Origin of the sequence: Neoroseomonas rubea (assembly GCF_016106015.1) — a bacterium.
Classification (GTDB): domain Bacteria; phylum Pseudomonadota; class Alphaproteobacteria; order Acetobacterales; family Acetobacteraceae; genus Neoroseomonas; species Neoroseomonas rubea.
In genome coordinates, this window is sequence record NZ_JACADQ010000170.1 from 1 (window position 1) to 8,228 (window position 8,228).

The 8,228-nt window shown below is 72.8% G+C and carries 9 protein-coding genes; 5 read left to right on the forward strand and 4 right to left on the reverse strand.

The annotated features are described in order from the left end of the window. Positions 1-49: 49 nt before the first annotated feature. Positions 50-1,150 (reverse strand): isocitrate/isopropylmalate dehydrogenase family protein, encoded by a 1,101-nt coding sequence (locus tag HW577_RS15470; protein WP_198377053.1) that lies wholly within the window; start codon positions 1,148-1,150, stop codon positions 50-52. Positions 1,151-1,273: 123 nt separating this feature from the next. Between HW577_RS15470 and HW577_RS15475 the strand changes: the two genes are divergently transcribed. Both HW577_RS15475 and HW577_RS15480 read left to right on the forward strand, forming a co-directional pair. Next, positions 1,274-1,672, forward strand: a complete 399-nt coding sequence (locus HW577_RS15475; protein WP_198377054.1) for a flagellar FliJ family protein — start codon at positions 1,274-1,276, stop codon at positions 1,670-1,672. Between the two features lie 51 nt (positions 1,673-1,723). Then, complete coding sequence (locus HW577_RS15480; protein WP_198377055.1) at positions 1,724-2,707, forward strand: Bug family tripartite tricarboxylate transporter substrate binding protein; 984 nt, start codon at positions 1,724-1,726, stop codon at positions 2,705-2,707. 4 nt (positions 2,708-2,711) lie between these two features. Here the strand turns inward: HW577_RS15480 and HW577_RS15485 are convergent, their stop codons facing one another. Beyond that, a complete protein-coding gene (locus HW577_RS15485; RefSeq protein WP_198377056.1) occupies positions 2,712-3,785 on the reverse strand; it encodes a mandelate racemase/muconate lactonizing enzyme family protein in 1,074 nt (357 codons plus the stop codon). Positions 3,786-3,868: 83 nt separating this feature from the next. Between HW577_RS15485 and HW577_RS15490 the strand changes: the two genes are divergently transcribed. Next, positions 3,869-4,834: a Bug family tripartite tricarboxylate transporter substrate binding protein gene (locus tag HW577_RS15490; protein ID WP_198377057.1), complete on the forward strand. Its 966-nt coding sequence runs from the start codon at positions 3,869-3,871 to the stop codon at positions 4,832-4,834. Then, positions 4,831-5,829, forward strand: coding sequence for a hypothetical protein (locus HW577_RS15495; protein ID WP_198377058.1), 999 nt, complete (start codon positions 4,831-4,833; stop codon positions 5,827-5,829). The genes HW577_RS15490 and HW577_RS15495 overlap by 4 nt, the downstream gene beginning before the upstream one ends. On the opposite strand, the gene HW577_RS15500 is transcribed toward HW577_RS15495, so the two are convergent. Together HW577_RS15500 and gltX are read right to left on the reverse strand one after the other, a co-directional pair. Further along, positions 5,816-6,241: a WapI family immunity protein gene (locus HW577_RS15500; RefSeq protein WP_198377059.1), complete on the reverse strand. Its 426-nt coding sequence runs from the start codon at positions 6,239-6,241 to the stop codon at positions 5,816-5,818. The two genes, HW577_RS15495 and HW577_RS15500, sit on opposite strands and share 14 nt — an antisense overlap. Continuing rightward, positions 6,231-7,634 carry a glutamate--tRNA ligase gene (gene gltX / locus HW577_RS15505; protein ID WP_198377060.1) on the reverse strand — a complete coding sequence of 468 codons (1,404 nt, stop codon included), beginning with the start codon at positions 7,632-7,634 and terminating at the stop codon, positions 6,231-6,233. Before gltX ends, HW577_RS15500 begins: the two co-directional genes overlap by 11 nt. 144 nt (positions 7,635-7,778) lie before the next feature. Here gltX and HW577_RS15510 point away from each other — a divergent pair. After that, positions 7,779-8,228, forward strand: a 450-nt coding sequence (locus HW577_RS15510) for a DUF4131 domain-containing protein (protein WP_332837735.1), incomplete at its 3' end; no start/stop codon positions are given.

The window sequence follows — 8,228 nt, forward strand, 5'->3', positions numbered from 1 at the left end:
CGGCCCGGTGCTGCGGCTGCTCTCGATGGGTGTGGCGGATGCGGTCTGGCTAGCGGCCCGCTGAGCCGATCCGGGCCGCGACGGCGCGCGCCGCCGCCGCGGTGCCGTCCGCCCCGCCGATGTCCGGCGTGCGCAGCCCGCCGGCGAAGGCGGCATCCACCGCGGCATCGAGTTCGGCCGCCGCATCGGCATAGCCCTGCCCCGCGCCCTTGCCCGCCAGCCAGTCGAGCATCATCGCGGCCGAGAGGATCGTCGCCGTGGGGTTCGCGAGCCCCTTGCCCGCGATGTCCGGCGCGGTGCCATGCGCCGGCTGGAACACCGCATGGGTGTCGCCGATATCGGCGCTTGGCGCGAAGCCCATGCCGCCGACCAGCCCCGCGCCGAGGTCCGACAGGATGTCGCCGAACATGTTCTCCGTCGGCAGCACGTCGAAGGCCCAGGGGCGGCGCACCAGGTCGAGCGCCATCGCGTCCACGTAGTGCGCGCCATGCGCGACATCCGGGTAGTCCGCCGCGATTTCCGAGAAGATGCCGCGCATGAAGGCGAAGGCGCGGAAGACGTTCGCCTTGTCCACCAGCGTGACGGTCCCCTGCCGCCCGCGCCGCGCCGCGCGCTGTCGCGCCAGGCCGAAGGAGAAGTGCGCGAGCTTCTCGGTCACCGCGCGGGTGATGCGCAGCGTCTCCTCCGCCATCTCATGCGTGACGGTGCCGCGGTCGCGGGAGAAGAACAGCCCTTCCGTGCTCTCCCGCACGATCACCAGGTCGATGTCCCGCGCGCGCGGATCGGCCAGCGCCACTGGCACGCCCGGCAGCGCCCGGAAGGGACGGACGCCGGCATAGAGGTTGAGCCGGAAGCGCAGGTCGAGTTGCGGGGCGATCTCGGTCCCGTCGGCGGCGCGGATCTCGGGCCAGCCCATCGCGCCGAGCAGGATCGCGTCGGCGCGGGCCGCCTTCTCGAACGTCTCCTCGCTCATGGCCGTGCCCGTGTCGCGGTAGCAGAAGGCGCCGGCGCGCAAGGTCTCGAAGGCGAGGCCGATGCCGTGGCGTTTCGCCAGCGGCTCGAGCACCGCGAGCGTCGCCTCCGTCACCTCCGTGCCGATGCCGTCGCCCGGCAGCACGGCGATGCTGAGCGTGTTGGAGGGCAGGGGCATGGCGCGTCCTCGCAAGACTTTGACCGCTTTTCCCATGCGTCCGGGCCCGACGCCAGGGCGAGTCTTAACGGCCGGGCAACATTCGCCGCGCAAGGTTGCCCCCGTCGAACCTCGGACCCGACCATGCCGCGCGATCCGCTCGCCACGCTCGAAAAGCTACGTCGCCTCGAAGTTACCGCCGCGCAGCGCCGGCTTGTGGAGGCGCAGGCGCGCCTTGCCGTCGAGGAAGCCGCATCCGCCGCCGTCGAGACCGAGTTGCGGAGCGAGGTCGCCGACGCCGCGCCCTTCACCTATGGCGCCTTCCTGGCCCGGCTGCTCGCGGCGCGGCAGGCACAGGCGGCGGCGACCGCGCGCGCGGAAGCGGCGATGGAGGCCGAGCGAATGGCCGTCGCGCAGGCCCGCGGCGCCGAGAAGGTGGTCGGCATGTTGCGCGAGCGTCGCGCCGCGGTCGAACGCCGCGATGCGATGCGCGCCAGCCAGACCCGGCTCGACGACGTGTCCCAGGCGATGCGGGGGGACTGACGCCGCCGACACCAGGCGCTACCCTCCCGGCCACGAACCGGGAGGAAACCCATGGCCCACACGCTCCGCCGCCGCGCCCTGCTCGGCGCGGCCTCGCTGCCGCTGCTCCCCGCCCTTGCCCATGCGCAGTCCGACTGGCCGAACCGGCCGGTGCGCATCATCGTGCCCTTCCCGCCGGGGCAGGCGAGCGACATCATCACGCGGCTCGTCGCCGACGAACTGTCGAAGCGCTGGCCGCAGCGCGTGGTGGTGGAAAACCGCGCCGGCGGCGCCGGTGCCCCCGCGCTGGAAGCCGGCGCGCGCGCCGCGCCGGACGGCTACACGCTGACCGCCGGCACCTCCGGCACGCTCGGCGTGAACCCCTCGGTCCTGCCGCGGGTGCCCTACGATGCCGAACGGGATTTCGCGGCGATCACCAACGTCGCGATGGTGCCCCTGCTGGTCGTCGCGCATCCGTCGTTGCCGGCGAACACGATGCAGGAACTGGCCGCGGCGGCACGCGCCAATCCGGGCGGGCTCGACATGGCCTCCGCCGGTCCGGCGACGAGCCAGCACATGGCCGCCGAACTGCTGATGCTGCGGGCCAATATCCGCTTCAACATCGTCCATTACCGCGGCAGCGGCCCGGCGATCGCCGACGTCATCGCGGGCAACGTCAAGCTGATGACGGATTCCGTCGCCTCCGCCCTGCCGCACATCCGGGAGGGGCGGGTCAAGGCGATTGCGCTCTGCTCCGCGCGGCGCGTGCCGCAGCTGCCCGATGTGCCGACGATCGCCGAGACGCTCGTGCCGGGCTACCAGGCGGCGGGCTGGTCGGGGCTGGTGGCACCGACCGGCACGCCGGCCGAGATCATCCGCCGCATCAACGCGGATGTCGTCGCCATCCTGCGGGAGCCGGCGATCTCCGCGCGTATCCTGCAGATGGGCGCGGTGCCCGACCCGCTGACGCCGGAGGAATTCGCGACCTTCATCCGGACGGAGATCGCGACCTTCCGCGAGGTGGCGCGCGCCGCCAACGTTCGGCTGGAAGGCTGAACGATCAGCCCGGCCCGGGTTCCCAGCCCAGGCCGGGCGCATCGGGCAGCGCGATGGTGCCGCCCTGTGGGACCAGCGCCGCGCCATAGGGCGCGCGGGCGAGATCGGCGAAGTAGATCTCGATCGGCTCCGGCTCCTCGAGCGCGGCGAGCAAATGCAGCGTCGCGAGGAGCCCCGGGCCGAAATAGGGGCAATGCGGCACCATCCGCACGCCCGCTTCCCGCGCGAGTTCGGCGATCTCGAGCATCGCGGAAAGGCCGCCGATCTTGGTGACGGAGGGCTGCGCGACATCGACCGCGCGCAGTTCGAACATGCGGCAGAAATCCTCGACCGTCCCGTTGCATTCCCCCGCGGCGATCGGCACGGGGGATGCGGCGCGGATGCGCGCGATGGCGGGGATGTCCTCGGGCGGCCAGACCGGTTCCTCGACCCAGGCGGCGCCGAGCGTGGTGACCGCCTCGCAGAAGTCGATCGCCTCCGCTTCCGTATCCCAGGCGCAGTTGATGTCGAGCATCAGCGGCACGTCCGGTGCGGCCGCATGGGCCGCGCGGATACAGGTGAGGTCGACCTCGTGCAGCTTGATGTGCCGGTAGCCCAGCGCCAGCGCCCGGTCCACGTTCCGCGCCACGTCGTCCGGCCGGCCATAGCGCAGCAAGCTCGCATAGGCCGGCACGGACGCCCGCGCGGCGGGGCCGAGCAGCGCGTGCAGCGGCTTGCCTTCCGCCTTGGCGCGGATGTCCCACAGCGCGATGTCGATCGCCGAGATGCCGAAGGTGACCGGGCCGTTGCGGCCGAAATTGTGGAAGCGGCGCGCGAGCATGCGCGTCAGCCCCGCGATGTCGCGCGCATCCTGGCCGATGCAGGCGGGGCCGATCAGTCGGTCCACCGCATCCCTCGTCGTCTCGGCCACGGTGAAGCCGAAGCCTTCGCCCCAGCCATGGATGCCGGCATCCGTCTCGACGCGGACGAGCAGCGTGTCCATCTCGCGCAGATGCAGGTTGCCCCCGGCGCCCTGCGTGCTGGCGCCGAAGGTGAAGGCGGTGCGGTGATGATGCGTGGTGACGCGGGTGATCTTCATGGGCGTTCCCTTCCGCGCATGGCGCGTTGCGGCGATACTGCGACGAAGCGCCGGCGCGCAGAAGCCGGCCATGGAGGAAACGCATGCACCGCCGCGCCCTGCTGGCTGCCGCCGTACTGCCCATCGCCGCGCCCGCCCTGGCGCAACCCGCCTGGCCCGACCGGCCGCTGCGCGTCATCGTGCCCTTCGCCGCGGGCGGGCCGTCGGACATCGTTGTCCGGCTGATCGCACCGAAGCTGACGGCCACGCTCGGCCAGCCCGTGGTGGTCGAGAACCGCGCCGGCGCCGGCGGCGTGACGGGCGTGGATGTCGCCGCCAAGGCGGCGCCGGACGGGAACACCATCGCGCTCGGCAGCGCGGGCGGCCTCGCCATCTCGCCGCGGCTCGACCGCGGCACGCCCTATGACCCGCTGCGGGATCTCGCGCCGCTGACGCTCGGCGTGCTGGTGCCCGAGCCGCTGGTTGTGCCCGCGGCGACGCCGTTCCGCACCGTCGCGGAGCTTGTCGCGGCGGCGAAGGCGCAGCCTGGCCGGCTGAACTACGGCTCGGCCGGGTCGGGCAGCATGCCCCACCTGGCGGGCGAGCTGTTCCGCGCGGCGGCGGGCATCGAGATCACCCATGTCTCCTATCGCGGCGGTGCGCCGCTCGCGACCGCGCTGCTGCAGAACGAGGTGCAGCTCGGCTTCGCGGATCTGCCGATCCTGCTGCCGCATATCCGCTCAGGCGCGCTGCGCGCGCTCGCCGTCGGCACCGAGCAGCGCCTGCCCTGGATCCCCGACGTGCCGACCATGGCCGAGGTCGGGCTGCCGGGCGTGGACGCGAACAACTGGCACGGCTTCGTCGCCCCCGCCCGCGTGCCGGAACCCATGCTCGAACGCTGGCACGCCGCGCTGGCCGGCGCGCTGAACGACCCGGAGATCCGCCGCGCGCTGCATGAGCAGGGCGCGATTCCGGGCGGGGATTCGCGCGCCTCCTTCGGCGCCTTCCTGCAGCGGGAGAACGAGAAGTGGGGCGAGGTGATCCGCCGCGCCGGGGTGCGCGCGGATTGACCGCCGCCGCCTGGGACGCGGCGGGCGAGTGGTACCACGCCTGGTTCACCGGCGCCGTGCTGGCCTGCGTCACGCAGCGTGGCGAGGCCGACGCGGCCGCGCTGCTGTTCCGCGTCTTCCGCCGCCAGCAGGCCGAGACCTTCCTGCCCGGCCTGCGCAAGCTGGGGCTCGAGGGCCTCCCGCCGGCGATCGCCGCGGCGCGCTACCATTACCTGTCCAACTTCATCGGCGGGGTTGGCGTCGAATATGTCGAGGACGGGCCGCGCAAGGCCTGGATCCGCTATCCGCCGCCGCGTTGGATCTGGTCCGGCACCGCGATCTGCGGCATCCCGCGCGCGGTGAACGAGGCGATGCTGCGCGGCTGGCATGCCAACAACGGCGTCATGCTCGGCTGCCCGCGCCTGGCCTTCGTCTGCACGGGGCAGACGGTCGCGGGCGATCCGGGCCTCGAGGGATACTTCATCGAGGAGGCGCGCGACCTTGATGAGTCCGAGCGGCTGCGCTTCTCCGCCGCGGAATCCATGCCGCGCTTCGATGCCGCCGCCGCGCCGCGCCTGCCGGCCGCCGACTGGCCCGCAGAGCGCGTCGCGCGCGCGAAGCGCAACTACGCCATGACCTATTGCCGCACGCTGCTGCAGGAAGCCTTCGCGCTGCTGGGCGCGGCGGAGGCGCGCGCGGTGCTGGGCCATGCGGCGCGGCTGGTCGGCATGCAGCATGTCCGTGCGACGGCCGCGGCACTCGGTGCTGCGGGCTTCGTGGCGTTCGTGGTCGCGCTGGCCAGGGCGGAAGGGGACGATGCCGAGGTCGTCGCGCAGCCCGATGGCAGCGTGATCGTCACGCGGTGGGGCTGCGCATTGCTCGACGGCATCGCGGATGCGGAGCCGGCGATGACCGACGCCTGGGAGTGTTTGCTGGCGGGCGCGCTCGCCGCCTGGGATCGCTTCGCGCGGCTGGAACGGGTGGCGCCCTACGGCTGGCGCGTCACCCCGGGCTGACCGGCGGATCGCGGCGCAGGATGCGCCGCAGCCCGACCAGCGCCGGCGCGAGGTCGCTCTGGTCGATCGCGAAGTCGAAGCGATGCGCCTGGGTCGACGCGTCCGGCGTGATCTCGACCGTCATGGCGATGTTGCCGCGCGACCCGCAGCGCATGTCGATCCGCAGCGTCGGTTCGATGCATCGCAGTTCCGCCGTGCCGCGCAGGTCGCGGTGCATCAGCGCCAGGTCGTGCAGCAGCGTGCCCAGCTCCGCGGCGCGCAGCCAGGTGCCGCGCACTTCCACCGTCGCGCCGGGCGCTTCGACGCGCGCATGGGCGTCGATCCAGTCCTCATACGGCGCGCTGCCCCCGACGCCGAAGGCGCGCAGCGTCAGCCCGCCGAGGCGGAAGCCGGGGGCCTCCTCATCCTCCATCGGCCGCCGCCGCGGTGATCCGCAGCAGGCTCTCGTCGCGCCCGAGCGCCCAGAGCACGGCGTTGATCGGCGGGCTCGTCGTGCTACCCGACAATGCCACGCGCAGCGGCTGCGCCACGTCCTTGAGCTTGGCCTGCTTCACATCCGCATAGTCGCGCAGCCATTGCTCGAGGTCCGCCTTCTCCCACGGCGCGTCCGCGAGGAAGTCCGCAAGGTCCGCGAGCCGGGCCTTGGCCTCGGGCGTCAGCAGCGCAAGCGCCTTCGCCTCCATCGCCGGCGGACCTTCATGCGCGGCGAAGGCGGCCGCCCCGGCCAATTCCTCGATCGTGCGCGCGCGTTCCTTGAGGTCTGGCATCAGCATGCCGACGCGCTTCGCGCCATCCGTGCCGAACAGCACGCCGCGGCGGCCGAGGATCGTCAGCACCTCCCGCGTCAGCCGCTCGTCGTTGGCCTGGCGCAGATAGACGCCGTTCACATGCGTCAGCTTCGCGTAGTCCATCCGCGACGCGGCGCGGCCGACATCCTTGATGTCGAACAGCTCGACCGCGCGGTCGTGGGGGACGATCTCCTCGTCCCCATGCCCCCAGCCGAGGCGGAGGAGGTAGTTGCACACGGCTTCGGGCAGGTAGCCCTGCTCGCGGAAGTCGAGCACGGAAACGGCGCCGTGGCGCTTGGACAGCTTCGCCCCATCAGCGCCGTGGATCAGCGGGATATGCGCGAAATGCGGCCGCCGCCAGCCCATCGCGTCATACACCATGCACTGGCGGAAGGTGTTGGTCAGGTGGTCGTCGCCGCGGATCACGTGGGTGATCTGCATGTCGTGGTCGTCCACCACGACGGCGTGCAGGTAGGTGGGCGTGCCGTCGCTGCGCAGGATGATCATGTCATCCAGTTCCGTGTTGGCGACGCGCACTTCCCCCTGCACGAGGTCCGCCACCACCGTCTCGCCTTCCAGCGGCGCCTTGATGCGGATGGCGAAGGGCTTGCCCTCCTGCTCGGGCCCCGGTTCCCGGTCGCGCCAGCGGCGGTCGTAGCGGGGCGGGCGGCCCTCGGCCGCGGCGCGCTCGCGCATCTCGGCCAGTTCCTCCGGCGTCGCCCAGCAGCGATAGGCCCTCCCCATGGCGAGCAAAGCGTGGGCGATCTCGGCGTGCCGCGCTTCGCGGCTTGCCTGGAAGACGGGCGGCTCGTCGGGCGAGAGGCCCAGCCAGGCGAGGCTTTCGAGGATCTGGTCCACCGCCGCCTGGGTCGAGCGTTCCTTGTCCGTGTCCTCGATGCGCAGCAGGTAGGCGCCCTTGTGGTGCCGCGCGAACAGGTAATTGAACAACGCGGTGCGCGCCCCGCCGATATGCAGGTAGCCGGTGGGGGACGGGGCGAAGCGGGTGCGGACGGACATCGTGCGTTCCATGAGCCTGGCGCCCGCTTCGTAGAACAGCGGCCGGGCAAGTGGAACCGCCGCCCGCCCCGCGCATCGTTCCGGGGCGGCACGGCGGACGCGCCGGCGATTGTTGTTGCGCAGCCGCGACGGTAGGCTCTCCCCGTGGCGGCCCTTCCCGATCCCGCGCCGCCCTCGCCTTTGGCGGCGCTGCTGCTGGCCGAGCGGGGGCGCCTCGCTCCCTGGCTCGCGGTCGCGATGGGCTTCGGCGTGGCGGGCTATTTCGCGCTGCGGGCGGAACCGTCGCCCTGGTCGGCTGTGGCGGCGCCGCTTCTGCTGGCGATGGCGCTGGTGCTGGCGCGATGGAACGCACATGCGGCCTGGCTCGTCGGTCTCGCGGCAGCGGCGGCGCTCGGCTTCGCCTCGGCCCTGCTGCATGCCCGCGCCGCGGACCCGCCGCTGTCGCCGCCGACCCGCGCCGTGCTGCTCAGCGGGATCGTGCAGGACGTCGACCTGCTGCCCGAGGGCCGGCGCGTCACGCTCGCCGAGGTGCGCTTCGGCCCCGATGAGGCGCCGCAGCCGCGCGCCATCCGGCTGCGCCTGCGGGCCGGCGAC

Bases quoted from the DNA above. Each gene is read 5' to 3' on its own strand.
- gltX (WP_198377060.1), bottom strand. From the start codon at position 7,634: ATGTCCGTCCGCACCCGCTTCGCCCCGTCCCCCACCGGCTACCTGCAT.
- HW577_RS15500 (WP_198377059.1), bottom strand. From the start codon at position 6,241: ATGGAGGATGAGGAGGCCCCCGGCTTCCGCCTCGGCGGGCTGACGCTG.
- HW577_RS15485 (WP_198377056.1), bottom strand. From the start codon at position 3,785: ATGAAGATCACCCGCGTCACCACGCATCATCACCGCACCGCCTTCACC.
- HW577_RS15475 (WP_198377054.1), top strand. From the start codon at position 1,274: ATGCCGCGCGATCCGCTCGCCACGCTCGAAAAGCTACGTCGCCTCGAA.
- HW577_RS15480 (WP_198377055.1), top strand. From the start codon at position 1,724: ATGGCCCACACGCTCCGCCGCCGCGCCCTGCTCGGCGCGGCCTCGCTG.
- HW577_RS15490 (WP_198377057.1), top strand. From the start codon at position 3,869: ATGCACCGCCGCGCCCTGCTGGCTGCCGCCGTACTGCCCATCGCCGCG.
- HW577_RS15470 (WP_198377053.1), bottom strand. From the start codon at position 1,150: ATGCCCCTGCCCTCCAACACGCTCAGCATCGCCGTGCTGCCGGGCGAC.